The sequence below is a fragment of the uncultured Caldilinea sp. genome, from assembly GCF_937128415.1.
Taxonomy (GTDB): domain Bacteria; phylum Chloroflexota; class Anaerolineae; order Caldilineales; family Caldilineaceae; genus Caldilinea.
The window spans coordinates 11,704-38,426 of record NZ_CAKZMJ010000074.1 but is presented as its reverse complement, the minus strand read 5'-3'; the positions used below and the strand labels follow the sequence as shown (position 1 = coordinate 38,426).

Below are 26,723 nucleotides of genomic sequence, written 5' to 3'. Positions count from 1 at the left end.
CCTGAAACCCCATCTCCCCCATCCCCCAACACACGAATTCTCTACAACACAACTCAGCCAGCCTTTCAGGACTCGACCGATTCATGGCCGCACTTGTTGAAATGAAGCAGATCACCAAGGTCTACCCCAATGGCGTCGTCGCCAACAAAGGGGTGGACTTTTCGGTGGAGCAAGGGGAGATTCACGCCCTGGTGGGCGAAAACGGCGCGGGCAAGAGCACCCTGATGAAAATTCTTTACGGACTCGAAGCGCCGACGCACGGAGAGATTTGGCTGCGGGGGCGCCGCGTGGAGATCCCGAATCCGCACCGCGCCATCGAGCTGGGCATCGGCATGGTGCATCAGAACTTCATGTTGGTGCCATCCTTTACGATCGCAGAAAACATCGTGCTCGGCAGCGAGCCACGCAAGGGCCGCTTCATCGATCGCGCACAGGCGATCGCCGTCACCGAAGAATTGAGCAAGACCTACGGCCTGCAGGTGGATCCGACCGCGCGCATTGAGGCGACGCCGGTGGGCATGCGCCAGCGCGTCGAAATCCTCAAAACGCTCTATCGCGGCGCCGATCTGTTGATTTTGGACGAGCCGACCGCCGTACTCACACCGCAGGAGACCGATGAGCTGTTCATGGCCATCCGGACGCTGGTGAACCAGGGCAAGACGGTGATCTTTATCACGCATAAACTGGTCGAAGTGAAAGAGATTTCCGATCGCGTCACCGTCATGCGGCACGGCGAAGTGACCGGGCGCGTCGCCACGCGCGATGTGACGGAAGCCGACATCGCGCGCATGATGGTGGGCCGCGCCGTCTTTTTGCAGATCGACAAGCCGCCGGTGCAGCGCGGTCGCGTCGTCGCTGAGGTGCGCAACCTGGGCTATGTGGCCGAGACCGGTCGACCTGTGCTGCGCAACGTCAACTTCAGCGTGCATGCAGGCGAAATCCTAGGCGTGGCCGGCGTCGAGGGCAACGGCCAGACCGAGCTGGTCGAGGTGATGACCGGCCTGCGCCCGGCGACGACCGGCGAAATTCTTGTCGACGGCAAGCCGGTGCAACGACAAAGCCCGCGGCGCATCCGCCTAAGCGGCGTCGCCCACATCCCCGAAGATCGCCTGACCAACGGCGTGGCGCTCGACGCCACCATCGCCGAAAATTTGGTGGTGGATCGCTACAACCGGCCTCCCTTCACCCAGCGCGGGGTGCTTTCCCCTCAGGTGATCCGGAAACACGCCGAGACGTTAATGCAACAGTTCGACATCCGCGCCGCCGGCCCCGACGCCCTGATGCGCTCGCTCTCCGGCGGCAACATGCAGAAGGTGATCGTCGCTCGCGAATTTTCCGCCGAACCCGTGTTGCTGATCGCTGCGCAGCCAACGCGCGGGGTGGACATCGGCGCCACCGAATTTGTGCATACCCAGTTGGTGACCAAACGCAACGAGGGCAAGGCGGTGTTGCTTGTCTCCGCCGACCTGGCGGAGGTGATGAGCCTCGCCGACCGCATCGCCGTGATGTACAAAGGCGAGATTGTCGCCATCTTGGACAACGGCCCGGAGCTGACGGAAGAGGAAATCGGACTTTACATGCTCGGCGTTCGCCGCCAGGAAGTTGTTACGAAGGCTGCATGAATATGAAGGGGATGACCAAATTTGTTGAACCCGTTCGCATCATCGCCGTGGTGTTGATTGCGCTCGCGATCGGTTTTGTCATTACGGCGCTCGTCAGCAAAGAGCCGGTGCAGGCGTACACGGCGCTGCTCACCGGGCCGTTGCCGAGGCTCTCCTTTGAGAACGGCTTTGAGATCAAAAACATTAACCGCTTCGGCAACTGGCTGGAGGAGAGCACCACGCTGATTCTGCTCGGGCTGGCGGTTTCGATCGTCTTTCGGGCGCGGCAGTTCAGCCTCGGCGCAGAAGGACAGATGTTGCTCGGCGCGCTGATGACGGCCGTCATTGCACTGAAACTTTCTTTGCCTTTTCCCGCCCATATGCTTCTGGCGCTGGCGGCGGCGATGATCATCGGTTTTCTCTGGGGCTTGATTCCGGGCCTGCTCAAAGCCTACCTCTCGGTGGACGAAATCGTGAGCACGTTGATGCTCAACGTGATTGCGCTTCAGCTCTTCGATCTGCTGCTTTTCAACTGGCTGCGCGATCCGGCCGCCGGCTTTGTGGGAACGGTGCCTTTTCCCACTTCGGCGGTGTTGCCGTTGCTCATTCCCGGCACGCGCGTTTCTTTCATGACGATCCTCATGCTGATCGCCGTGGTTGTCGTCTGGTTTTTGATGGCGCGCACGCCCTTTGGCTTCGAGTTGAAGATGCTCGGCGCCAACCGCAAGTTCGCCGAGTACGGCGGCATCAACACGAAGCGGGTGATTGCCTTGAGCATGGCCGTCAGCGGCATCCTGGCGGGGCTGGCCGGCGCCCATCTGAGCATGGGGCTGCTCAAACGGCTGACGATCAATCTTTCGCCCGGGCTGGGCTTTGAGGGCATCGTCGTGGCGTTGCTGGCGCGCAACGACCCGCGCTGGGTGTTGCTGGCCGGCCTTTTCTACGGCTACTTGCGCACCGGCGCGCAGATCATGGAGCGTTCGTCCGATGTGACGCGCGAGGTGGTGTTGATCATCCAGGCCATCATTATCCTGCTGATCACCGCCGAACGCCTTTTCCCCTTCGTCCAGCAATGGGTTCAACTGCGTCGCAGTCGAGAAGAAGTGGTCGTCGAAGCCGGGTGACGCCGAGCAAAATTTGTGCAACGGGTTCTGGTGGCAACTTTTTGAGGTCTTTTTGAGGGAAGCTGAATGTCTCTAGAAGTCGTCCTGCAAAGCATCTTCTCGGCGGCGTTCATTGCAACGGTGATTCGCGTGGCGACGCCGCTGATCTTGCCGGCGATGGGCGGCCTGCTCTCTGATCTAGGCGGCGTGATCAATATTGCGCTGGAAGGCATCATGCTGGCGGCGGCCTTCACCGGCGTCATCGTCAGTGGATTCGCTCCTCAGTGGTTTCCCGGCGCACCGGCGTGGTCCTATCCCTGGCTGGGCGCGCTGGCGGGCGTGCTCGTCGGCATGGCGATGGGCTGGCTGATCGCCTTTTTTCACCTGGAGCTGAAAACGGACATCATTCTCACGGGCCTGGCGATGAACATTTTGGCCTCGGGCGCCACGGTGTTCCTGATGTTCTCGTTCACAGGCGACAAGGGCAGCACGTCGACGCTCGCCAGTGCGCGGCTGCCTTCGCTGCAGATTCCTTTTGTCAACAACGTTCCGGTGTTGGGCACCCTGCTCAACGGCGAAAACGGCACCGGCTACAACATCATGAGCTATCTCGCTTTTGCGCTGGTGGCCGTGATTTGGATCTTCCTCTATCGCACGCCGGCCGGCGCCCACTTGCGCGCCACCGGCGAGATGCCGGACGCTGCGCAGTCTGTCGGCATCGACATCCGTCGCGTGCGCTATCAGGCGCTGGTGGCGAGCGGCTTCTGCGCTGCGCTGGGCGGCCTCTATCTCAGCATGGGCTACCTGAGCATCTTTCAGGCCAACATGACGGCGGGACGCGGCTTCATCGCCTTGGCGGTGATTTTTCTCGGCAACCGCAATCCGATCGGCGCCCTCATCGCCGCTCTAATCTTTGGAACCGCCTCCGCGCTGGGCACGCGGCTGGGCACGATGGCGATCCCGCCCCAGTTCGTAGAAATGATTCCGCCTGCGGTGACAATCGCTGCGCTGATCATCTACAACATTCGCCGCCGCGCGCGCATCAACGCTGCAGCCCGGCGCTTTCAGGAACAGACAGCACCATGAACCTTGACTACACCACCTGGTGGGAGCGCATCGAGCCAGAGGCCCGCGCCACGCTGGCCGGCGTGTTGATTCCGATCGGAACGCCGGGATACGCAGGCGAGCGCAAGGCGCAGTGGCGGGCCCTGCTGGACGAACGCTTCGGCGATGACGGCTGGCGCATCGATCACTACGTGCGCGGCCGGATCGTTTCCTTTGGTGAAGCAATCGCTGAATATGAGCAGTGCTATCGAATTTTTCTGCGCAATCATCCTGAAATCGCGGAGTGGCTGACGACCTGGTGCGGCAACGTCTATGACGACCGTCGTGAAAATGTCTACGAGGACGACTATTTTCAACCGCAGACGCAACAGAACCACTATCAGGACATTGCAGTGCGTCGCGTCATCGCCGAACTGGTCGAGGACCCGACGTGGCCCACCATCGTAGACACGCCGGTGGAAGATTGCGAGCTGATCGACCTCACCGATGGCAGCACACATCGACTGCCGCGCGCCCGCGGCATGCGCGGCGCGTACTTGTTGCAAATTCGTTCGCCGGAATCCCCGGGCTTTTTCCTTAGCCCGGCGGTTGTGCCGGTCTATGATCCTGCGTTGATCACCGTCCATCCTCACATCGACGGCTGGTGGCTGCACGAAGGCTGCCAACACCTCTCGGTGGAGTCCTTCTGGCAGATGAGCAAGGTGATTGTCGTGCGCTACGATCGCTTTCTGGCTTTGGGCGAACGCCGGCGCAGCCCTCTCGCCGGCCTGACCGTTGAAGAAACCTGAAGGGGGCGTTCGTTTTCGCCGGTCATCAATTGGTTGAGAAAGTGCATCCATGTCGAACACGCTCGTCTTGCACAATTGCGACGTCCTTGTGCGCAACGACGACGGCGCCTACGCCGTGCTGCGCAACCACGATATTCACGTGCGAGGCAACCGCATCGCCGCCATTTCGCCGACCCAGCCGATCGAGCAGCACGAAGCCGATGACGTAGTGGCGGCGGATGGACTGCTGGCGACTCCGGGACTGATCAACACCCACGCACACACGCCGATGGTGCTCTTCCGCGGCATCGCCGAAGATGTGCCGGTGCAGCGCTGGTTCAATGAATTCATCTGGCCGGTGGAGAGCAACTTGACCGCCGAGGACGTCTACTGGGGCATGTTGCTAGGGCTGGTGGAGATGATCGAAGCGGGCGTGACCACCGTCGCCGACCACTACTTCTTCATGGATGAGGCGGCGCGCGCAGTCAGCGAGGCAGGCAGCCGGGCATTGCTGGGGTGGGCGGTCTTCGCCAGCCAGGGCTATGCAGCGCTGGACGCCACGGCCGCTTTTGTCGAACGTTGGCAAGGCGGCGCCGGCGGACGCATCCGCACGTGGATGGCGCCCCATGCGCCCTACACCTGCGACGACGACTTTCTACGCGCAGCGGCCGCTCATGCCAAACGGCTGAACGTGGGCGTCCACATTCACGCGGCGGAAGACATGGCGCAAACCCAATCCAGCCTGGCCAAACGAGGAATCACTCCAATTCAAGTGCTGGAGCAGACCGGCGTGCTCGACGTTCCAACCTTGATCGCCCATGGCTGCGGCATTCTGCCCGAGGACATCGAACGGTTGCGCGCCTACGCCGACCATGTCGGCGTCGCCCATTGCCCGAAGACTTACCTAAAGCTGGCTGCAGGCCTGACACCGATTCGCCCGTTGCAGGCTGCGGGCGTCTCCATCGGGCTGGGCAGCGACGGCGCGGCCAGCAACAATACGCTGGACATCTGGGAGAGCCTGCGTCTGATGGCGCTCATGCAGAAGTTCACGGCCAACGACCCGGAGGTGATGCCCCTTCATGCAGCGCTCGACGTCGCCTTCCTTGGCAGCGCTGCGGCGATCGGCATGGCGGGCGAGCTTGGACGTTTGGCCCCGGGCTTTTTGGCCGACATCGTGCTGTTGGACCTGAGCGGCGCCCACAACCAGCCTGTGCACAATGTTGCGGCCGCCTTGCTGTACAGCGTGCGCGCCTCGGACGTGCGCACCGTGATCGTCGACGGACGAGTCGTCATGGAGGATCGCAAGCTACGCACGCTCGACAAAGCGGAAATTCTGTCCCAGGTGAACCGCAACATCGGCCGGCTGGCGCGGCGCGTGCCGGAGCGACGGATTCAGGTCTATAATCCTTGAAATGTGTTCGTGCTGCGTGCCCAATCACGCAACACGTAACACGCAACACGTAACACGCAACACGTAACACGCAACACGTAACACGCAACACGAAATACGCAACGCGCCTTCCCTCACCGCACGACTATCGGCAGGTACAGCGATGAGGTCGCCACCTGAACCTGGCCGTTGAGGGCGCGATTGAGAATCGAGCGTCCGCTGAATGTGACATCGCTTTGCCGAGGGCTTGTCGTTTCAAATGACAGCAATGAGCCAGGTGAATCCGTCGTCGCCGTCAGAGCGAGCGTCGCCACAATGAAGTCGTGTTCAGGGAAGGGCGCGTTGAGCGCGCGGGCGCTAAAATTAACGCGGCCCTGCACATTGTCCACCTCATTGAGGAGGATTTCCGGCAATGCGCCCCCGGGCGTTATCGACGCAACCTGCAAGACAGTGGGGTCGAAGTTGAGATAGGCGGCGGCTCCCTCCACCGGCTGGGTCGTGCGCACCTGCACTTCGACGGTGAAGCGTTCGCCAGGGCGCACCGTCAACGCAGAAGGAGCGATTGCCAGCACCGCCCCCGTAGCAGGCGAAGGAGTTGGCTCTGATGCAGGAGTGAAATCGAGCGTCAAGTGCAGATTGCCCCCAGTTTGCGTTTTGAGCAGAAGCGCATGCGACTTATGAGCCGAGATGTTGACCCCGTAGTCGGCGACTTCGATAAAATATGTTTCTCCAGCATGGACATCCAGCGTCACACTTGACTGCAGCGTGTTTTCGGCGTCGTCGTTGCAGGCGAGCCGATAGAGCGCGCCGCGTTCTCCGGTGAAGATCGCCAGCACCGTGTCGTAGTCGCTGCCGAAGGTGTTCGCCGTGAGCAGCCCGTTGACCTGCGGCGCGAAACGATACCAAACCGTAGCCTCGCCTCTTGCCCCGGTGCAGAGGATCGGATCATCGTTCGACACGGTGGCGTACGTTGTGTTTAGAACCTGGCTAAAGGGAAGCGGCGTCGCCTCTGTGGGCCGGTCGAAGTCGTCGTTGGGCGGCGGCGTGGCGGGAGCGGGAGGCGTCGACGTAGGCGTTGGCGTGGCTCCAGGCGGCGTCGGCGTAGGCGCCGCCGGCAAGTCGAATCGCATGTAGAGGAGACGATCGGGGGAGCCGCTTCCGGCGTTGCTCACCACGCCCTCGGTGGCCGCAGCAATAAGCGCGTCGGCGACGTCGGCCGGGGAGGCGGAGGGCGCCTTTTGCAGAAAGAGCGCCGCTGCGCCCGCCGCGTGAGGCGCAGCCATCGACGTGCCGGAGACCGTCTGCTCGGCGTTGTCGCCGGTGTGCCACGCCGAGAGAATGTTGACCCCAGGGGCGAAGAGATCGAGGCAGGCGCCGTAGTTGGAGAAACTGGCGCGTTGATCGGCGCTGTTCGTGGCGCCCACCGTGATCGCCGTCGCCTCGCGCGCAGGCGAAGCGTTGCAGGCGTCAATCCCCAAGTTGCCGGCCGCCACCACATAGACGACGCCCGCCGCCACGGAGGTGCGCACGGCGAGATCCAGCGCCGTGGATGAATTGCCGCTCAGGCTGAGGTTGGCGACGGCGGGCTTGATGTGGTTCGCCGTCACCCAGTCGATGGCGGCGATGACGCCCGACGTGTAGCCGACGCCGTTGCAGTCCAGCACGCGCAAGGGGTGCAGGGTCGCTCCTTTGGCGACCCCATAGGTTGCGCCGCCGACGATGCCGGCGACATGCGTGCCGTGGCCGTTGCAGTCGTCCGGCGCAGCGTCGTTGTCGATGAAATCGAACCCCCCGCCAACGCGGCCACTAAACTCGCTGTGAGTAGCGCGAATGCCGGTGTCGATGATGTAGACATGCACGCCGACGCCGTCGCCGTCGTAGACGTAGCGTTCGTCCAACGGCAAGGTGCGCTGATCGATGCGATCCAATCCCCACGGCGGACTGATTTGTTCGCCTGCGATCGTCACGATTTGGTCCTGCTCGATCCAGGCGACGTCGCCGTCGCTGCGCAGCAGTTGGAGCGCAGCAGGGGAGAGCGTGGCGGCGAAGCCCCAGAACGTATGTTGGTAACTGCGATGCACGGCGACGTCCGGACGACTTTGCAACGCGGCCACCTTCTGGCGAAGGGCGGAGGCTGTGCGCACCCGGTCCCCGCGCAGGACAACGATGTAGCGATTCGGTGCAGCCTGCTGTCCACCCACTCCATAGAGAGGCGCCAACTCCGCGGTCACCCCCTGCGCCGCTGTCGCCGCACTCAAAGAAGCATTCAAAAAGAGAACCAGCGCCGCCAGGAGCAACGGCCATGCCAACACGCGGACATGAACCAGCCGTAAAGAAAAGATGGATAACAACTGTTTGCGTCGTTTTATGTTCATCTACTCAGATCAAATCCGTAAGCCTACCTCAAAATCAGCTATGGACATTATGACAGAAAATTTGCTAAAGCGGAACGTCTTAGCACCCAGTCGGAGACATGCTTTTGTGGTATAAGCTTCTGGGCACTTCAAGAAGGAGCTTGACAAATGACAACCTTGCTCAACGAGTGTCGTCTTCCGTTTGCGACGACTTTTTGATTCACTGCTGAACTCTTGGACCGTATTTGAAGAGTTTCAGGCGGTATCCATTGGGGTCCTCAATGATAAAACCGTAAGGCCCCTGTCTAGAGGTGTATCTTGACCTAAGATCCTGGACAATTGGAACGCGTCCTGAAAGCTCATCGAAGAGGCGATCGACCTCTTCAAAGGAATCAAGTTCGAGTCCTATGAATCGAATACTTGATGGTTCAGCCGGTCCCTTGGCTTCAAAGCGAAGGACGAACCCATCGGCGAGAAGCAGCGCCAGAAGGCCGAATGCCTCGTCGTAGGTGGCTGCGACGAGACCAAGCGTTTTCACATAAAAGTTTCGCGTCTCGGCCAGCCGGTCGGTCGTCAGGCAAATATGTTGACAACGCAGCATGGTGGACATTATAGCACAAGAAGCATAGAGCGGCGTCAGTCGGTTTCCTTGTAGGGGCGGCTCTCAGCCGTGGGCCCTCACCCCCTGGCCCCCTCTCCCAGCATTGGGAGAGGGGGAGAAGGGAACGCCGTAGGTGCAGCTCACAGCTGCACGCTCGCCATGGCCTGCAAGGTTTTGGGGAATTCAAGGAAGCGCAGCTGCGAGCTGCGCCTACCGGTTGCCGGAATCCCTTGTAAAATTCAATTCAGCTTCCTGAAAAGTTGCTTGCGCCACCGGTTTGACGGCCAAGCGCTCAGAATATCACCACAAAGGCGCGAAGACACCAAGAAATACGATGACCTGAACGAACCTCTGTACAACGCCAGGTGCAGCTCCCAGCTGCACGTTCCCAGCGGTTCGCCTTTGGATAACAAAATAAAACAAGGGCGGCTGAAAGACGCCGCCCTTGCGCTTGACTTCGTTCAACAAACGCCTGCAGGCGCACCCCCTTTCATTCCGGCTCTCACCGTCTCACCGTGAACACTGCCCCTCCACTCCGTCCCCACACTTCGGGGAAGTACATCATCTCGCCATGCACCGGCAGCACGCGAAACTCGCCGGGGAGCGAGGCGCGCACCTGGAAGGTGTATTCGTAGGCGCCGGCGGGCAAGTAAGTGGCGAACAGTGTCACCTTGTCGTCGCGATAGTCCACGAAGCTCGGCGTCCACATCCACCGGCTTTCCTCCGTCGGTCGGATCGGACGCAGCGCCGGAGGACCGTAGACGTCCTGCGGCGAGACGGCCGACAGGCTGGGATCGAGCGGCTCCACGCCCGCCGGGATGGGCGTCTCCACCATCACATGGTGGAGGTCGGTCGGCGCCACGATCGTGACCGTGACGCTGAGCACGTCGCCGACGCTGGCGCTGTGCACGGTCTCGCCGTTCAGGCTAAACCGTCGATCCACCGAAAGGCCGCGGTCGAGCGGCTGCACGGCCAACGCATCGAGGTTGTAGCGCAGATGGGTCGTGTAGTAGAGCCGGCCACTTTCGTTGTTACGCGTAATGCGCAGGAGGTTGGCCTGGTCGCGCAGCAGCTCGGTGATCGACGCGCGCAGCGTCGCCGAGGTCAAGATGTTGGCGTTGTCGAAGCGCCCTTCGCCCAACGAGACGTCGTTGAGCGTCGCCCGCCAGGCGTAGTCCGCCTCCAGCTCGCCGGTGTGGGTCAACCAGTCGGTCAGGGCGAGGATGCTCCAGGCGGTCTCCTGCGTCGTGGCCCAGTGGCCGGCGGTGCGCGCGCTCACCAGCCAGCGCACTACGTTGGGCAGGACTGCGGCGTCCGGGCGGATGCGCAGGAAGGCGGCCAGAGCCACGGCGGTCGAGCGCACGTCGCTGCCAAGGTTGATGTAGTCGATCGCATCCTCGCGCCACGAGGCGCCCGCAGCGCTGATCTGCACTGCGCCGGCCAGGTCATCCATCAACGTCTGCACGCGGCTATCGTCGGCGTCCATGCGATGCATCGCCATCGCCAGGAAGGCCCTGCCGTCGATTGAGAGCCGCTCGCGCACCTCGTAGAGCGTGCTCATGCGCCCGGCGTCTCCGCGCCCCATCTCCGCCAATACATAGTGCATGAAAGCCATTTCGTTGAGCTGTGAGGGGCTGGTTGCGTCCGCAGGCGCCATGAAGCGGCTGAGCAGATACTCGGCGGCCCGGTTGCGATTGTCGATGGAGACCGGATACCCGAGCGCGTCGGCGCTGTTCAAACCCCACAGCACGTAGGCGGTGATGAAGGGCGAGCTTTCTTCGCCGGGCCAGTAGCCCCATCCGCCGTCGAGGTTCTGGCGACCGATGAGCTGCTGCACGCCGACGCCGACTTGATAGCTCAGGTTGCGCTCCAGGCCGGGCTCGCGGATGTTCAATGCCTGCAATGCGCGCACCGTGAAGAGGTTGGGCAGGAAGCGACTCACCGTCTGCTCGTTGCATTCGTAGGGGAAGTGCTCTAGATAGCGCAGCCCTTCGAGCAGTCCGGCGCCCAGGCTCGGATCGAGGGTGACGATCAGTTCACCATCGTCGGTGGCGCCAGCCGGCGCGTGGATGGCCTCCACCACGCCGAGGCCTTCGATGACGCCGCTGGAGCCGATGACCTCCGGCGTCTGATAGCGCACGACCGGGATTTCCATGCGCAGGCCGTCGGACAGCGCGTCCGCCACGGCGGTGAGGGTCACGATGACCGACGTCGTCGCGGCGTCCACCGTCACCGGGAAGTCAAAGCGGGCGAATTGACCGGGGTCGAGCGCAGCGAAGGACGCTTCGCTTCGGGTTCCTCGCCCCTCGATCGTTGCGCCGCTGACCTCGAAGGTGAAGGCGCCCGCCGCCGTCGTCTCTTTGCCGCCGTTGAGAACGACGCCGCCGATGAAAGCGCGGTCGCCCGCCGTGAAGAAGCGCGGCAAGATGGGACGCACCTGCAACGCCTTGGTGGCGACGATCTCGTGCATCGCCTCGCCGACGCGCGTGTCTGGCGTCACAGCCTTAGCGGTCAGCACCCAGGTGGTCAGGTTGTCGGGCAGCTTCACGCTGAACTCGATGACGCCGTTTGCGTCGCTGACTGCGTCGGCGCGCCAGTAGGCGGTGTCCGCCAGGTCTTCGCGCACATCGACGCCCAGGCCATCGCCGCCGCCGCCGCCACCCTTGCCGCCTTCGGCAAGCTGCTGGCTGATGCGATCCTTGTTGATGACGATCAGTGAGCCGGTGTTGACGCCGAGCGGCCGCTGATAGTAGAAGATGTCGACCAGCTTCTGCTCTGCGCCGTAGGCGCCCGCCAACACCAGCACCGCCTTATCCACCAGCGCCAGGCTCGTCTCTGCGCCGGCGACCGGATTGCCTGCGCTATCTCGCACGGTCAAGGTGTAGGTGACCACGTCGCCCGGACGCACCACCTCGGACGAGGCCTGCACGTCGATGTGCAGCTCCTTCTCGGCGGTGTCCACGGCCAGTTTGGCGTAGCCGACGCGCGTCGCCGGGAAGGGATTGGTCTCGTCCACGCCTTTGACGATGACGACGCCTACGAAAACGTTGGGAATGTGTGCAGCGGTGATCGGGACTTCAATTGTCTCGCTGCTGCCGGTGAATTCTACAACGCTCGCCTCCAGCACGCCGCTGCGCTCGAGCGTCACCAATGCCTTGACCGAACCGCTGAACGGGTTGGGGACCAGAATCTTCGCCGTCTCGCCCGGCACGTAGAGTTTCTTGTCCGCCACCAACTCGAGGCGGTCGTTGTTCTGGCGCGGCCAGGCGACAAAATCTTCACCCGCAGCATAAAGGAAAACCGCGCTGCGGATGACGTTGCCGTTTGCGTCCTCGCCTGTGGCGGTCGCCTGATATTGGCCGCTCTTTTCCGGCGTAAACTCGAACGACGTCACGCCCCGATCGTTGGTGGTGACGGTGGTGGTGTAGACGGGCGTGCGCTCCGCCGAAGTTTTCCAGTAGAAATTGCCGTCCTCCGCCCGCTCATAGACGCTGTTCCAGATGTACTCGTACACCACAACCTCCAGCTCGGCGCCGGCATACATCGTCCCATCCGGGCGCACGCTCACGACGTCCACCGGAGTCGGGCGCCCCACTTCGGCCACGTAGCTCGCCGGGCCGAGGCCGATGTAGTACGCGCCGCGGTGCACCGGGAAGCTGGCCGTGGCGTAGACGGCCTGGTTGGTCGGGCTGGTGATGGTGACATCTACGTGCCAGCGTTGGCTGGAAAGCATGCCGCCGAGGTCGGCGGGCAGCTCGATGACAAAGGTTCCATCGGCGTCGGTCTGGCCGCGTCCCTGTTGCACCAGCCCCTGGAAAGAGTCGAACGGATTGTAGGCGGGGCGGTCGGGGTCGAACGGCTCGAAGCTGTAGAAGCGATCTTCAGGGGCGCCCGCCCAGCTGAAGGTGTAATTGTAGCCTGCGATGCGCCACTCCACCGGCGCATTGGCGAGCGGGCCGCCGCTGAAGTAATCCGCCTGCACGGTGATGCGAACTGTTTCGCCCTGGATGTATTCGGGCTTGTCGGTCGTGACGGCGATCTGAAACTCCGGCTTGCGGTAGGCCGCAACCTGGAAGTAGGCGCTTGCTGTGTGATACGCCTCCGTGTCGATGGGCGCCATCACGTTGATGCTGTAGTAGCCGGTCACCGCGTCCGGCGCCAGCGTGAACTCGCCGTGGAGCGTGCCGTTTTCGCTCACAGGGACGCGCAGGGTCGAGACCAGGTTGCCCATCCCGTCGTTGATGTTGACGATGGCCTCCAGCCCGGCGGGCGGCAACCGCCATTCGTCATTTTCAAGGACGCGGAAGATGCCGCGCCAGTAGACCGTCTGTCCGGGCCGATAGATCGGCCGTTCGGTGTAGACATGCAGCAGCCGCGTTTCGGAGAGGCCGCCGACATCGAGGTTGAACGACCAGGGCTGGATGCCATCCGCCCACTCGGACGAGACGACGGCGAAGTCAGGCTGACCCGGCTCGCCCGTGTAGACGAAGAAGGGCTTCCATTGATCGTCCTGCGTCAAGCCGAGGTCGGCGATCGCCAGGCCGTCGGCGTCGGTGACGCCTTGCGCCAGCGGCGGGCCATCCTTCGTGAAGATCACCGCCGCGCCTGCGACAGGCTGTCCGGTGGCCAGATCGGTGAGCCAGGCCAGGCTGTCGCCCTGCAAGCCGCGCTTGAAGGTGAGGTTGTAGTTGCTGATGACGATCACCCCGCGCTGCACCATCGGCGCGCCGTCCTGTTGCGTCTGCGCCGTCGGGTCGCGCACTTCGAGCAGGTAGACGCCGGGCGGGAGCGGCTCTTCCGCGCCGCCGCGCGACGCCGTCAACTTGACGCCCATCCTGGCGATGACGTTGTCGCCGCCCTCCGGCGTGTAGGTGCGCTCCCAGATCAGGTTCCTCGCCTGGTCGGGCACGACGTAGTTGTCCCACACCATCCACTGATTTTCGCCCGCCAGTTGGAAAAGCCCCTCCAGCGGCAGACGGTAGAGGCGGGCGTCGATGCGCTCGACGTTGCGATAACGCACGCCGACGACCGTCGTCGTGAATGCGCTGTAATGGGTGAAGCGATCCAGCTCCAACTGCACCAGGGGTGAAAAGTCGCCGGTGGTGAAGCTCAACATGTAGTCTTCCGGCAAGGTGTTGCCGTAGGCGTCGGCGACGCGGCTGTCGATGGTGACCGTGTAGGTCGTGTTCGGCTGCTTGTACCAGTTGATCAGCAGATGGGTGTGATAGCCCGTCCGCGGCGACCCCTCCACCTGCTGCGCAAAGCCGTCGGTCAGGTCGTAGAGGTCGGTGTAGGTGTAGCTGATGACCTGCGTGGTGGTGAGCAGCCCTTCGATGCGGATGGCGTCGAAGAGCAGCGTGTCGCTCACCGGCGCGGTGAAAGAGATGCGCAGCTCGCTCTCCGGGTTGACGCCGCGCGCGCCGGGCAGGATGGAGGAGCTGCGGATGGCGGGCAGCGGAACCACCGTAAATGTGCTATTCCAGGGAGCGCGTAAACCACCCGTCCCTGCCTTCGCCAGCGCCGTCTCCGCCACCTCGATGCCGAAAACGTCGCCGAAGGGCAGCGGGTTCTCGGGCGTAAAGGTGAGCACGGTGTCGGCGTCGTTCCAGGTGAAAGCTCCGGGCATGGACGGATACGCTTCGTTCCAGAGCCTGAACGCAGCTTCCGTGCTCGCCCGATCCATCGGCTGGCTGAAGGTCACGACCACCTGCGCGTCGGGCGAGACAAGAATGCCGGATGGCCTGGCTTCCACCACAATCGGCGCAGCGGTGGAGAAGCTGAAAGTGTATGGCTCGTCCATGGCGCCGCCGTCCACGGCGGTCAACGGAGCCACAGTGACCTGGTAGGTGGTCGCCGCCGCCAGCGGAGCCGCCGGCGTAAACTGATAGACGCTGGTGGTGACCCATCTTCCTGCTCCTTCGAGGGCAGGCTCGAAGCGGAGCGGCTGCGGCAACGACGCCTGCTCCTCGACGCCCACCAACGGAACGACGGGGCGGCTGAAGATGACCGTGATCGGCATGTTGGGATCGACGTCCACGGCGCCATCCGAAGGTTGCGTGCTCAACACGCCGAGGGGGCCGGTTGCCTCTACAGTCAGCTCGATGACGCCAGAGATGGCTGCGCCGTTGGTCGCCGTCGCCTCCACAAAGCTGAAGCGGTAGCGCGTGGTGGGCGTCGGCGCTTCCGTAGGCGTGAAGATGACGTCGGCCCCTTCCACCGTCGTCTCGCCCGCCAGCGCCGGCGCAACGGCGATCTGCGCCGAGGCCATCGGCTGGTCGAAGGTGAAGACCACGGGACCGCCGTCCCAGCCTGCGCCGGCCTCCGGCGACGTCTTCAAAAGAACGGGCGCAGCAAGCTCTTGCAACAGCGGCTTCGCCGGTTCGCCGGCCAGGACGACGGGGTTCACGGTGGGCGCGCTGATGGTGAAGATCAAGGCGAAAAGAAGAATCGGGTTCAAAATTTTGAAGAATCGACGCTGTTGCATATCAGCCTCCTGAAATGGTGGGGCGTGCTTTCCCAATGAGTGCAATGTATCTTTTGTTGAAAACCGGAGCGCCGGCCGAAGTCGAAATCGTCGCCCGGCGCGTTTTTGCATAACTTCTTCTATCCTTCGCCGAAAATAGAAACTCTCAAGACCTTATAGTCCATCAAGAACGTGCGGCTGCGAGCTGCGGCGTTCCCTTCCCCCTCTCCCAGCCTTGGGAGAGGGGGGCCAGGGGGTGAGGGCCGCACCCGGCTCCATCAAGAACATGCGGCTGCGAGCCGCACCTACGATGAGACCGGCGCCTTCGCGTAGGCGCTGCTCGCAGCGGCGCTTCCTTCTCTCCCCCTCTCCCAGCCTTGGGAGAGGGGCCAGGGGGTGAGGGCCGCACCCGGATCCATCGAGAGCGTGCGGCTGCGAGCCGCACCTACAATCACCTCTGCCCATTGGCTCATAAATTCCCGTCAGGCTTCTCCGACGGGCTTCTAGGGCCCACTGAACGTTATCGGATCTTTCACAAATTCGCTAACCCGAATGATTGCAATTTCTGAGCGTAGGGTGTCGGCGCCGCGGACGGTCTCTCCCTCCACCCAAAAACGATGCTCACCGATTTCCATCGGCCACCAGGCGCTGAGGCGGTCGGTGTTGTGGGCGACGGCGAGCGGCGCTCCATCCACCATCAACCGCAGCTCCGCCCATTCGCCTCCATCCGCAACGATTCCCTCGACCTGCAGTCGCTGATTGGCGGCGGGCAGGGCAGGATGCAATTGATAGGCTGCAAAGGCGTCCGGCTGGATGAGACGCAGCAGTGCGCGCGGTTGTCCTTCTGCATAGACGTCAGGCGCTCCCGTTTTGTTTCCATCTTGCCCGATCTCCTCTTGCGCCAGCATCGCTCGCACAGCTGGCGGCGCAATCGGGATGCCCTGCGCCAGCATCCAATCGTGATATTCGGGCGGCAGCAGCCAGTAGACGCGCTCCATTCGACGCTCGGCAGGCGTGCTTTCGTCGGCGGGCAGGCCGGTGGCGCGGTCCAGGACGATGCGTCGGAACTGGTTGTCCGGCTCGGTCGGCTGCGTTCCCTCGATAAACCACTCGCGGCGCACGCGTGGACACTCGCGCGAGGGCAGCATCCCGCTCGGCGCGCAAATCTCCACCTCGACCAGACCAGCCGGTCGGGCGAAGGGGCCAGGCGGGCGCAGGTGCGCCAGCCGCATGAGGTCGTGCCAGATGGGGCCGGCGCCGTCCACGCCGCTGACGCCGACCATCGGCGCGTTGTCGGCGTTGCCCACCCACACGCCGACGAGCCGCTGCGTGGAGTAGCCGATCGTCCAGTTATCGCGCCAGTCGGTCGTCGTGCCGGTCTTGACCGCAGCCGGGAAAGGCAGGTTGAGCACCGAGTTGCGCCCAAAGGCCGGCGCGCGCGCCGCCTCATCGGACAGAATGTCGGTGATGAGGTAGGCGGCTTCAGGGGCGATCACCTGGACGCCGGAGGTTGCAGCCTGAAAATCGATGGCTGCACTTCCCTGGGCATCGTCAGGCTCCACCGTTTCGATTCTCAAAATGGCTCGCGGGGTCACCGCTTTGCCGTCGTCAAAAATGCCATACGCAGCGGTTAAATCAAGCAGGCGCACTTCGCCGCCGCCGAGCGTGAGCGCCAGCCCATAGCGGCCGGTGAAGGTGTGGATGCCGGCCTGGCCGGCGAGTTGACGCAAGGTCTCGACGCCGATGCGCTCGAGCACTTCGACGGCGGGCAGGTTATAACTGTTCGCCAGCGCGTCGCGCACGCTGACCGGTCCGTGCCACATGCGGTCGTAGTTCTGGGGTCGATAAGGTGCAAAGGAGCCGTCGGCGTTCTTGACGGTGAAAGTCTTCGGCAAGTCGGCCAGGATGCTGGCGGCGGTGAGCGGAGGCCGGCCGGCGCGGCGGCTCCAGGCCGGATCGAGCGCGGCCGCGTAGGTGAAGGGCTTGATGGCGCTGCCCGGCTGGCGTTTGACAAGCGCAGCGTTGACGTTGCCGGCGATCTGTGCGCTGAAATAGTCTGGGCTGCCGACCATCGTCAGGATTTCGCCGGTGGCGCTGTCGAGCACGACTGCGGCGGCGTTGTCGACGCGACGGGTGCGCGCGGCGGGGTCATCGCAGGCGCGTTCACCCTGGCAGGTCAGCTGGGCCAGGCGACGCCGCACAGCCGCCTCGGCTTGACGCTGCAGGTCCAGGTCGAGGGTGGTGTAGACGCGCAGTCCACCTCGGCGCAGCGCTTCCACGCCCAGCTGCTGCACGAGCAGGTCCTGCACGTACATCACGAAGTGCGGCGCTGCGATCTGAAAAAGCCGGGAGCGATATTGCAGCGGCTGACGGGCGATCTCCTCCACTTGCGCCGCCGTCAGATAGCCGGCGTCGCGCATGAGGCGCAGCACGGTGAGCTGTCTTCCCTTCGCCGCCTCCGGGTCGATCAGCGGGTTGTAGCCGGTGGGGTATTGCACCAGACCGGCGAGCAGCGCGCACTCGGCGGCGCTCAGCTGTGCAGCGGGCTTGGCGAAGAAAATCTGCGCCGCTGCCTCCAGCCCGAAGGCGAAATTGCCGTAGTACGTCTGGTTGAGATAGAGGGCGAGCAGTTGCTCTTTGCTGTAATGCCGTTCAAGCTGGAAGGCCAGATAGGCTTCGCGCAGCTTGCGCCGCAGGGAGGTCTCATAGCGTTCGCCGGCGTCCATCAGCAGATTGCGCGCCAGTTGCTGGGTCAACGTGCTGGCGCCGGAGGAGACGCTGCGGCTGGTGAGGTTCTGCCACGCCGCGCGTGCGATCGCCAGCGGGTCGACGCCGGGATGATGGAAGAAACGGCTGTCCTCGGTGGCGATGGTGGCCTGAATGCACGCCTGCGGGATGCGGCTGAGGTCGAGATCGATCTGTTTGCCCGCGAGAGGGTCGAGCACCTCGTAGAGCAGCTTGCCGTTGCGGTCAAGAATCTGCGTCGTAGGGCGAGCGGCGCGCAGCTCCACAGCGGTCACCGGCGGCAGGTCGGCGAAGAGCCAGGCGTACAACCCAGCTACGACCAGCGCGCCGAACAGCGCCGCAGCGAGCAGCAGACGCCGACCCTGTTGTTTGATTCTGGAACGCCATCGCTTCATGTGCGCCATCCCTGCCAGGATAACGGTTGGCGCAGCGTGCAGAGTTCCCAGGTGGGTGTGAGAGCAGGAGAGCGGGAGAGTTTGAGAGCTGGAGAGCGGGAGAGTTTGAGAGCTGGAGAGCGGGAGAGTTTGAGAGCTGGAGAGCGGGAGATATGGAGAACTGGAGAACTGGAGAACTGGAAAAGCGTCACCCTCTCCCGCTCTCCCCCTCTCCCACTCTCCCACTCTCCCACTCTCCCACTCTCACCCTCTCCCGCTCTCACCCTCTCCCACTCTCCCACTCTCACCCTCTCCCGCTCTCACCCTCTCCCGCTCTCCCCCTCTCCCGCTCTCAAAGCTCGCCCTTCCGCCATCGCCCGCAGCGTCGCCTCGTCGATCACGGGCACGCCGAGCTGTTGCGCTTTGGTCAGTTTGCCGCCCGCAGCCTCGCCGGCGACCACGTAGCTGGTCTTGCTGCTGACGCTGCCCGCCACCTTGCCGCCGTGCGCCTTGATGAACTCCTCCACCTCTGTGCGGGTGAAGCCGGGCAGCGTTCCCGTAACGACGAAGGTGAGGCCTGCCAACGGTTGACCGGCGGCCTGTTCGACCGCTGCGGGCGGCCTCTCCGCCACGCGCACGCCGAGGCGGGCGAACTTTTCGATCAGCGCTCGATTGGCCGGCACGGAAAAATAGGCGTGAATGCTGGCGGCGATCTTGGGGCCGATGCCCTCGATGGCGCTCAGCGCTTCAGGGGAGGCGTCCATCAGGTCGAAGAGGCTGTGGTAGCGCTGCGTCAGCAACTCCGCCACCACTGCGCCTACGTAACGAATGCCGAGGCCGGTCAACAGGCGGTGAATGGGGCGGTCTTTGCTGGCTTCGATGGCGGTGCGCAGGTTCTCAACGCGCTTGTCGCCATAGCCCTCCAGCTTGCGAATCTCGTCCCAAGGCAACTGATAGATGTCCGCCAGGTCGCGGATAAAGCCGCGCTCCACGAAAAGCTCCGCCTGGCGAATGCCAAAGCCGGCGATGTCCATCGCCTGACGGCTCACAAAGTGCTCCACTGCGCGCACCAGTTGCGCCGGACAGGCGTTGTTGACGCAGTAGGTGGCCGCCTCTCCTGGCGGTCGCACCAGCGGCGCGCCACACACCGGGCACTGCTTCGGCATGCTCCAGATGCGCTCGGCGCCGGTGCGCAGCTCGGGCAGCGGCCGCAGCACCTTGGGGATCACCTCGCCGGCGCGTTTCACCACCACCTTGTCGCCGATGCGGATGTCGAGGTCGCGAATGTAGTCCTCGTTGTGCAGGGTGGCGCTCTTGACGATCACGCCGCCGATCTGCACCGGTTCGAGCACGGCGTTGGGCGTGACTGCGCCGGTGCGCCCCACGTTGACGACGATGTCGAGCAGCGTGGTGATCGCCTCTTCGCTCGCGTATTTATAGGCGATCGCCCAGCGTGGGTCTTTGCCGGTGAAGCCGAGCTTCTCCTGCAGCGCCAGCGCATCAACTTTGATCACGGCGCCATCCACCTCATAGGGTAGATCGTGGCGGCGCTCGCCAAACGACTCGACATGGGCCGCCAACTTGTCGAATTCCTCGTCCGTAAAGCGCTGGTTGAGGGGACAGACCGGAAAGCCGAGCGAGCGAAGATAGGCCAGAGCCTCCCAATGGCTGGCGAGCGCCGGCCCTCCTTCGACGATAAGCGCCTGGTAGACCCAGAGCTTGATCGGCCGCGTGGCGGTGATGCTCGAATCGAGCTGGCGCAGACTGCCGGCGGCGAAGTTGCGCGGGTTGGCGTAGGGGCGTTCGCCCGCCTCGATCTGCAGCTGGTTGAAGCGCTGGAAGTCCGCCTTGTCGACGTACGCCTCGCCTCGCACCACCAGCCGCGCCGGGGCCGCAAGGCCAACGTCCTGTCTGACAGGAATTTTGAGCGGCAAGGAACGCACGGTGCGCAGGTTGGCCGTGATCACCTCCCCATATTCGCCGTCCCCGCGCGTGGCGCCAAGCGTGAAGAGGCCATTTTCGTAATGCAAAACCACCGTCAACCCATCAAACTTGGGTTCAAATACGTAAGCAAGCCGTGCGCGCTCCGCCGGGTCTAACAGACGATGCAGGCGGTCTCGCCATGCATAGAGCTCGCCTGGGCTGAAGGCGTTGGCGAGGCTCAGGATCGGCGCAGGGTGCCGCGTCTTCTCGAAACGGTCGGCGAGAAAGCCCCCCACGCGCTGGGTGGGGCTGTCCGGCGTGCGCAGCTCGGGGTGCGCAGTCTCCAGGGCGACCAGCTCGTTGAACAGCGCGTCAAACTCCTGGTCGCTGATCTCCGGGTCATCGAGCACGTAATAACGATACTGGTGATAACGAATCAGCTCCCGCAGGCGCGCGGCGCGTTCAGCCAGATCGGGATCAACGACGGCGTGCGCGTCTGTGAGAAGGTCAGATGTCATAGCGGCCCCTTTTTGCATGCGCAATCATTCCATCAAAACCTGCCTTTGACTCCATGCTAAAGGGGAAGGGGATTTTTGGCAAGATGAGGCGGAGAGGTGGAGAGCGGGAGAGGTGGAGAACGGGAGAGGCGGAGAGCGGGAGAGCGGGAGAGGGGGAGAGCGGGAGAGTTCTCACGCTCTCCACCTCTCCACCTCTCATGCTCTCAATAACGGCTGCGCCACCAGACGCCGGGCAGCATGCGCAGTTTGCGACCTGTAGAGACGACGGCGCGGCGATTGAAATTGTCGTAGTCGTTGCGTTCAATCTCATCGAGGATGCCGCGGTAGAGGTCGGCGGCGGCGGCGATGGCGAAACGGCCATCGGGGTTGAGCAAGGCAATGCCCGGCATCGCCTCGTCGTAGAGACGGCGGTTGCGCTCGATCTGAAAACGCATGAAACTACGCCAGCGCGTGGTGACGCGGGCGGCGGCGACGTCCTCCTCACTCAAGCCGTAACGCGCCAGGTCCTCCAGGGGGAGATACAGACGACCGGCGCGCCAGTCCTCGCCGACGTCGCGCAGGATGTTTGTCATCTGCAACGCCACGCCCAGTTTGATGGCGTACGGGATCGCCTCCGGACCTGAAAACCCGATGATGTGCATGCTCATCAGCCCTACAGTGGAGGCGACGCCATAGCAATAGGCGGCCAGCTCCTCAAAAGTCTCGTAGCGCACGGGCTGAAAATCACGCGCCACGCCGTCGATCAACTGCTCTGCATAGCGAATCGGCACCTGGAAGCGCAGCCTGGTGTCCGCCCAGGCGATGGCGACCAGGTCGTCCTCAGGAGGATGGGCGGAGGTGGCGCGCTGACGCCAGCGTTGCAGCTGGTCTCGGGCATTTCCTTGATCACGATCGACGATGTCATCGCTGATGCGGCAAAATGCATACAGCGCCCGTGCAGCTCGCCGCTTTTCGGGAGGCAGGAGACGGGAGGCCAGATGAAAGGATCGGCTATTGACCGCCGTGATCGATTCACAATGTTGATACGAGTGCGCCAACAGCACCGGATCGAACGACCTTGTCGTCGTTGGTGGATCACTGGAGAGGGCTTCATAGGCGAGATTGAGCAGAGTGCGCTCCCAGGCGTGCTGTAGCTGCATGCTGGCTCCTTTCGACCGCGTCGAATGTGGTTGGTCAATTGACATCCCCGCAAAACTTAACACATCCGATCCAGCCTGTCAAGGAATCTAAACCACATTTGTCCAGATAATATCCAGAATTAATCTAGAAAAAGGTTATGCAAATGATTGACAATACTGCAAGTCTGTGTTATGCTCATGGAAAGAATGTTCTGAGAGGCCTATCGACAGGTAAAAAACGATGACTCATAGCGATAAAACACCCATCTACAACCTGAAGGCGGTGGTTCAGGAGACAGGACTTAAGGCCGACACATTGCGCGCATGGGAACGGCGTTACGGAGTGCCGACGCCGCAACGCACCGAAAGCGGGCACCGCCTGTATTCACAATACGATATCGACGTCTTAAAATGGCTGGTCGAACGCCAAAACGAGGGCATGAGCATCAGCCGGGCGATCGAGCTTTTGCATCGCCTGGAGGCTGAAGGGAAAAATCCCTTTGAGGTGAACGCTGCGCCGGGCGCGCAGCGTCATGACCTGCGCCCCTTTGAGAGCCGCCCTACTCACGCGGGGATCGAGGTCGGGCGACTGGGTGAAACCGGAACCGTCGCCTCCATGCGCGAAGCCTGGATCAACGCCTGCCTGAATTTCGATGAGTTTCGGGCCGAGCAATTGCTCGCCCAGGCCTTTGCGCTGTTTCCGGCGGAGACGGTGTGTCTTGACCTGATTCAAAAGGGGCTGCGCGAGATCGGCGCCGGGTGGTATGAGGGAAAGGTCACTGTGCAACAAGAGCACTTTGCTTCCGCGCTTGCAGTTCGACGCATGGAGGCGCTGTTGGCTGCGACGCCTGCACCGACTCGCCCTGGGCGCATCATGGTGGCCTGTCCGCCCGAAGAAGAGCATACGTTCGTGCCCTTGCTCATCTCACTTCTGTTGCGCCGTCGCGGCTGGGATGTGGTCTATCTGGGCGCCAACGTGCCGCTGCGCAGCCTGGAGGCGACGCTCGCCACGGTGCGCCCCAGCCTGGTGGTGTTGACCGCCCAACAGCTCTACACCGCCGCCAGCCTGTTGGAAATGGCCGAGACCCTCTTTAGGGAACGCGTGCCGCTGGCGTTTGGCGGCCTGGTCTTCACAGAGGCGTCGACGCTACCTGAAGTGATCCCCGGTCATTATCTTGGCGACACCTTAGAAAATGTAGTCAGCCAGATAGAACACATCATGGCGCACCTGCGCCCGGTCCCTGCGCAGCGTCAGGTCAGCTACGACTACAAGGAAGCGCTCGATCACTTCCGTTCGCGTCAGGCGAGCATCGAAGCCGAAATCTGGGCGCGCATGGAGAACGTTATTCCCAAACGGCTGCTGGCCATAGCGAACCAAAGCTTTGGGCGCAATATCATCGCTGCGCTGACCTTGGGCGACATGGACTTTCTCAACCCAGACATTGACTGGGTCGAGGGGTTGCTGGTCAATCATCATCAGATGCCTCCGGAGGCGCTCGAACACTACTTGAACGCTTACTACGACGCATGCATCCGTCATTTAGGAGAGCCGGGATTCGTTGTGCTTGAATGGTTTTCGCGCCTGCTCGGTCGGGAGATGCCCGACCAGGCGCAACGGCAGTGGATCAAACAAGCAATTGCGGGAAACAAGGAATCGAGAAGGAAGGAGGAGTGAGCAATGCGCGTGATTCTCACCGGAGGAACCGGTCTGATTGGCCGACCGCTCAGCCAGGCGTTGGCTGCAGAAGGCCATGAAGTCATCGTGCTCTCGCGCGCGCCGGAAAAGGCGAAAAATGTTCCCGCGGGCGTCAAACTACAAAAGTGGGACGGCAAAAGCGCAGAAGGATGGGGCGAGCTGGCGGATGGCGCCGACGCCATCGTCAACCTGGCCGGCGCCGGCATCGCCGACAAGCGCTGGTCTCGAGAGCGTAAACAAGAGATCCGCCAGAGTCGCATCAACGCCGGGAAAGCCGTCATGGAGGCGATCGCCGCCGCCTCGAAAAAACCGGGCGTGCTGATTCAAGCCTCTGCAGTCGGCTATTACGGCACGCGCACCGGCGACGCCCAGGTGACCGAAAGTTTTTCACCCGGCGGCGACTTTCTCTCCAAGGTCTGTTTCGACTGGGAAGCCTCCACTGCAGCTGCCAAGAAACACGGCGTGCGTCGCGCCGTCATCCGCACCGGCGTCGTCTTGAGCAAGGAAGGCGGCGCTTTCCCCAAGCAACTATTGCCCTTCAAGCTTTTTATCGGCGGGCCGGTGGGAAGCGGCAAGCAGTGGTATCCCTGGATTCATATCGAAGACCAGGTGCGCGCCATTCAATTTCTGATTGCCAATGAGAAGGCGGAGGGGCCGTTCAACCTGTGCGCTCCCAATCCGATCACGAACAAGGAGTTCAGCAAGCTGATCGGTGAGATTCTCGGGCGCCCGAGCTTTCTGCCTGCGCCCGCCTTCGCCTTGAAACTTCTCTTCGGCGAGATGGCGATGATCCTGCTCGAGGGGCAGCGCGCCGTGCCGCAGCGGTTGCTGGAGCTAGACTTCCAGTTCAAATATGAAACTGCGCGCGCTGCGTTGCAAGAGCTGTTAGGGAAGCCCTCGCCCGCCAGCAGCGCGGCCACAAAGAGCGAACCATCTTCTGAAGAAAAACAAGCTGAGCCAGCCCGGGCAGGCAAGGAGTAAGCGCATGCGCTATGCTCACCGCTTTGTGGTCAAAGCGCCGTTGGCCGTCGTGGCGGACTTTCATCGTCGGTCGGCCAGCATGGGCGCCATCACGCCGCCGCCGATTCGGGTGCGCGTCCACGCTGCGCCGGAAACGCTGCAGGAGGGCGACCGCATGGATTTCACCCTATGGCTCGGCCCCTTGCCCATCCGCTGGGTGGCGCGGATTGAGCAGACGACGCCCAACAGCTTCGTCGACCGCCAGCTCAGCGGCCCATTCGCAACCTGGGTGCATCGACACACCTTCACAGCGGTCGACGATGAAACCACGGCGGTGCTCGATGAAGTCGACGCCACGCTCCACCCCAACGCATTCTGGAAACTCATCGGGTTGGGCATGTGGCTAGGACTGCCGCTCCTGTTCGCCTACCGCGGCTGGAAGACGCGGCGCCTTCTCGAAGATAAAATGAAAGCATTGGCGAGGGCATAACATGACTCAACTGGAGCCGATCGTCGTCATCGGCGCAGGCGTCGGCGGATTGACCACGGCCGCCTTGCTTGCTAAAGCGGGCTGCGACGTCACCGTGTTAGAGGCGCACGTCTATCCCGGCGGCTGTGCAGGAACCTTCTTTCACAAAAATTACCGTTTCGAGGCCGGCGCCACGCTGGCGGGCGGCTTCTACCCTGGCGGGCCGATGGACATCGTGGCGAGAGCGCTCGACATTGCCTCTTGGCCTGCGCGCGCCGATGAGCCGGCCATGGTCGTGCATCTGCCCGACGGGCAAACCATCGCGCGCTACGGCGACGAGCGGCGTTGGGAGGAATACAGGCGTGCGTTCGGCGAGACGGGAGAGACCTTCTTTCGCTGGCAGGAAGCTTGCGCCGACGCACTCTGGGACCTGGCGCTGCGCGCGCCGGCCTGGCCCCCCCAGAGCCCTGGCGAAGTCGCCTCCCTGGTGCGCGACGGGCTGGCGTGGCTGGCCGCCGACCTGCGACGCCGCCTCCATCCTCCGTTGCTCGCCGACGCCTTTCGCCCTGTCGCTGCTCATCTGCAAAATGCGCCGCATGCGTTGTGCCTCTTCGTCGACGCCCAGTTGCTGATTGCAGCCCAGACCACGAGCGCCTACGCCAACGCCCTCTACGGCGCTGCGGCGCTTGACCTGCCGCGCCGCGGGGTCGTCCACCTGCAAGGCGGCATCGGCGCCATCGCCGAGACGCTCGTCGACGCCGTGCGGCGACACGGCGGCAAAGTGCTGCTGCGCCAGGAGGTGGAGCGCATCGTCTACGAGAAAGGCGAGCCAACCGCAGTCGTGACAAAGCGCGGGGAGCGCTTTCCGGCGCGCACCGTCGTCGCCAACCTGCCGCCGTGGAATATCGCCAGGCTGATGGGAGATCATGCACCCGAAGCGTTGCGTCGCCTGCCCGAAAACCCAGAGCCCGGCTGGGGCGCCTTCACCGTTTACGTGGGCTTCGACGCCGGCATCGTCGAGCCGGACGCGCCGCTGCATCATCAGGTGATCGAGCGCGAGCCGTTGGGCGAAGGCAACAGCATCTTCCTTTCGCTTAGCCCGGATTGGGATGAGAGCCGAGCGCCGAGGGGCCGCCGCGCCTTGACGATCAGCACCCACACCGCCCTGGACCCGTGGTGGAAGCTCTTCCGCTTCGACCGCCGTCGCTACGAGCAACGCAAGGCGCACTACCTTGAACGCATCCTGCGCAGCGCCGAGCGCGTGTTGCCCGGCCTCCGCGCACACGCCGACCTGATCTTGCCCGGCACGCCTGTCACCTTTCAGCGTTTCACGCGGCGCATGCGCGGGTGGGTCGGCGGCTTTCCGCAGACGAGCCTCTTCCGCACCTGGGGGCCGCGCCTCGATCGCTCTCTGTGGATGGTGGGCGACAGCATCTTTCCCGGGCAGTCCACCGCCGCCGTGGCGCTGGGCGGATTGCGCGTGGCGCGTGCTATACTGGCGGAGGCAGGCGCGCCGGACGCAGTTGCGGCCCATCGTCTGAGCGCCGCAAACGCCCCTGCTTCAGAGGCTGCTTGA

15 protein-coding genes are annotated in these 26,723 nt (G+C 63.1%); 9 read left to right on the top strand and 6 right to left on the bottom strand.

From position 1 onward, the window contains the following. The first annotated feature begins 83 nt into the window (after nt 1-83). The 5 genes from Q0367_RS14230 (at nt 84) to Q0367_RS14210 (ending at nt 5,947) form a co-directional block, all read left to right on the top strand. Nucleotides 84-1,622 (top strand): ABC transporter ATP-binding protein, encoded by a 1,539-nt coding sequence (locus Q0367_RS14230; RefSeq protein ID WP_297634250.1) that lies wholly within the window; start codon nt 84-86, stop codon nt 1,620-1,622. Nucleotides 1,623-1,633: 11 nt separating this feature from the next. Next, nucleotides 1,634-2,725 (top strand): ABC transporter permease, encoded by a 1,092-nt coding sequence (locus tag Q0367_RS14225; RefSeq protein WP_298983024.1) that lies wholly within the window; start codon nt 1,634-1,636, stop codon nt 2,723-2,725. Nucleotides 2,726-2,791: 66 nt separating this feature from the next. Next, nucleotides 2,792-3,790, top strand: a complete 999-nt coding sequence (locus Q0367_RS14220) for an ABC transporter permease (RefSeq protein ID WP_298983021.1) — start codon at nt 2,792-2,794, stop codon at nt 3,788-3,790. Then, entirely contained in the window at nt 3,787-4,557 is a 771-nt protein-coding gene (locus Q0367_RS14215; protein WP_298983018.1) for a hypothetical protein, read from the top strand. The genes Q0367_RS14220 and Q0367_RS14215 overlap by 4 nt, the downstream gene beginning before the upstream one ends. Nucleotides 4,558-4,606: 49 nt before the next feature. Further along, the gene (locus Q0367_RS14210; RefSeq protein WP_297634259.1) at nt 4,607-5,947 is read left to right on the top strand and encodes an amidohydrolase; all 1,341 of its coding nucleotides are present in this window, start codon (nt 4,607-4,609) and stop codon (nt 5,945-5,947) included. 113 nt (nt 5,948-6,060) lie between these two features. Here Q0367_RS14210 and Q0367_RS14205 read toward each other — a convergent pair whose 3' ends face one another. The 6 genes from Q0367_RS14205 to Q0367_RS14180 all read right to left on the bottom strand — a co-directional run bounded on the left by Q0367_RS14205 (nt 6,061) and on the right by Q0367_RS14180 (nt 22,043). Next, nucleotides 6,061-8,301 carry a S8 family serine peptidase gene (locus tag Q0367_RS14205; protein WP_297634262.1) on the bottom strand — a complete coding sequence of 747 codons (2,241 nt, stop codon included), beginning with the start codon at nt 8,299-8,301 and terminating at the stop codon, nt 6,061-6,063. 199 nt (nt 8,302-8,500) lie between these two features. Continuing rightward, nucleotides 8,501-8,890, bottom strand: a complete 390-nt coding sequence (locus Q0367_RS14200) for a VOC family protein (RefSeq protein ID WP_297634265.1) — start codon at nt 8,888-8,890, stop codon at nt 8,501-8,503. 493 nt (nt 8,891-9,383) lie between these two features. Further along, nucleotides 9,384-15,365: an Ig-like domain-containing alpha-2-macroglobulin family protein gene (locus Q0367_RS14195; RefSeq protein ID WP_298983015.1), complete on the bottom strand. Its 5,982-nt coding sequence runs from the start codon at nt 15,363-15,365 to the stop codon at nt 9,384-9,386. 482 nt (nt 15,366-15,847) lie between these two features. Continuing rightward, the gene (gene pbpC, locus Q0367_RS14190; RefSeq protein WP_297634271.1) at nt 15,848-18,484 is read right to left on the bottom strand and encodes a penicillin-binding protein 1C; all 2,637 of its coding nucleotides are present in this window, start codon (nt 18,482-18,484) and stop codon (nt 15,848-15,850) included. Nucleotides 18,485-18,783: 299 nt separating this feature from the next. Beyond that, a complete protein-coding gene (gene ligA / locus Q0367_RS14185; RefSeq protein WP_297634274.1) occupies nt 18,784-20,904 on the bottom strand; it encodes an NAD-dependent DNA ligase LigA in 2,121 nt (706 codons plus the stop codon). A gap of 203 nt (nt 20,905-21,107) precedes the next feature. Then, the gene (locus Q0367_RS14180; protein WP_297634277.1) at nt 21,108-22,043 is read right to left on the bottom strand and encodes a squalene/phytoene synthase family protein; all 936 of its coding nucleotides are present in this window, start codon (nt 22,041-22,043) and stop codon (nt 21,108-21,110) included. Nucleotides 22,044-22,263: 220 nt separating this feature from the next. On the opposite strand from Q0367_RS14180, the gene Q0367_RS14175 reads away from it, so the two are divergent. Genes Q0367_RS14175 through Q0367_RS14160 form a run of 4 tightly spaced genes read left to right on the top strand, consistent with a single transcriptional unit; the run spans nt 22,264 to nt 26,723 of the window. Beyond that, nucleotides 22,264-23,697 carry a MerR family transcriptional regulator gene (locus Q0367_RS14175; RefSeq protein WP_297634280.1) on the top strand — a complete coding sequence of 478 codons (1,434 nt, stop codon included), beginning with the start codon at nt 22,264-22,266 and terminating at the stop codon, nt 23,695-23,697. 3 nt (nt 23,698-23,700) lie between these two features. Beyond that, entirely contained in the window at nt 23,701-24,699 is a 999-nt protein-coding gene (locus Q0367_RS14170; protein ID WP_297634283.1) for a TIGR01777 family oxidoreductase, read from the top strand. A 4-nt stretch (nt 24,700-24,703) separates the two neighbouring features. After that, nucleotides 24,704-25,168 carry a hypothetical protein gene (locus Q0367_RS14165; RefSeq protein WP_297634286.1) on the top strand — a complete coding sequence of 155 codons (465 nt, stop codon included), beginning with the start codon at nt 24,704-24,706 and terminating at the stop codon, nt 25,166-25,168. A 1-nt stretch (nt 25,169) separates the two neighbouring features. Next, nucleotides 25,170-26,723, top strand: coding sequence for an NAD(P)/FAD-dependent oxidoreductase (locus tag Q0367_RS14160; RefSeq protein WP_297634289.1), 1,554 nt, complete (start codon nt 25,170-25,172; stop codon nt 26,721-26,723).